This window comes from Peribacillus muralis (assembly GCF_001439925.1).
Taxonomy (GTDB): domain Bacteria; phylum Bacillota; class Bacilli; order Bacillales; family DSM-1321; genus Peribacillus; species Peribacillus muralis.
The window spans coordinates 1-1,193 of the sequence record NZ_LMBV01000064.1; the positions used below are offsets into that span (position 1 = coordinate 1).

Here is a 1,193-nt window from a genome sequence, read left to right on the forward strand (position 1 = left end):
AAGGGGCAAACGTTTCAAGCATATACAGAAGAATTAAAGAGAGAAGTGGTTCGTCTGAAGGTGAAGGAAGGTTGGTCATATCGTCAAATTCGTGAGCGTTTTGGTATTAAAAGTGATGCTCAGATAGCGAGTTGGGTAAAGAAAGTGCAGAATAACGAGTCTTTTGAAGATCAACGTGGTGTATGGAACCGTAAGAATTTTTCTAGTGTCGAAGAGGAAAATGCCTATCTAAAAGCGCAGGTGACTTATTTAAAAAAGCGCAATCCAAATCTACATGGGAAGGAATGGTCCTGAAAGTCGTAAGGTTTCAAATAATTGATGGTTTGAGGAAAACGTATCCACTTTCGTGGCTATTAAAAATCGCTGAAGTTTCAAAGGCTGGATACTACAAATGGCGGAAGACACATTCTGCTCGTTCTTTGCGACTGGAGAAAAATCTATGGATAAAAGAACATATTTTAGCCATCCATAAGCTACACCCCTACTACGGATATAAACGGATGACCAGAGCTTTGTCCAGAGAAGGAATCGTTGTAAACCACAAGCGTGTTCGTCGATTAATGAGAGAGTTGGGGGTCCAATCTGTCATTCGAAAGAAACGCCCTTTCTACGGTCGAAGAGGGTCAGTTGTATTTCATAATGTCTTAAATCGTGAATTTTACGCAGAGATGAGGTTTCATAAGTTAGTAACAGATATAACCTATGTACGGATTGGAGAAACATTTGCCTACCTTTCCGCCGTTTTAGATTTGTATAATAATGAAATTGTTGCATGGGAAGTTTCTACACGAAATGACCTTGAATTGGTTCATAATACGCTAAACCAACTAAAGGACAAGCCGTTTAGCAAGGGGGCTCTGCTACACTCAGATCAGGGATTCCAATATACGACGAAATCATATGAAAATCAGGTGAAGGAACTCGGCATTCGCGGAAGCCACTCTCGTCGTGGAAACTGTCACGACAATGCGTGTATAGAAAGCTTTTTCTCACATTTAAAAACAGAAAAGTTATATTTACAATGTCCAAAAACAGCAGAGCAAGCTTACCTAGCTATTCAAGAGTATATAGAGTTTTACAATACGGCTCGCTTTCAAGAGAAATTCAACGGCCTTTCCCCAATTGAATATCGAGAAAAGGCCGCAGCTTAAAAAACACTCTTTTTTTATTGTCTACTTGACAGGGTTATGTGC

General features: G+C 39.8%; 1 protein-coding gene. It reads left to right on the top strand.

Annotated elements, in window-relative coordinates; translation table 11 throughout:
* A protein-coding gene (locus ASU00_RS24085; protein WP_152983845.1) for an IS3 family transposase occupies nt 1-1,151 on the top strand; the annotation gives its coding sequence in 2 pieces (ribosomal slippage) (nt 1-250 and nt 250-1,151; 1,152 coding nt annotated over the 2 pieces). This gene is flagged as partial in the annotation.
* Nucleotides 1,152-1,193: the final 42 nt, after the last annotated feature.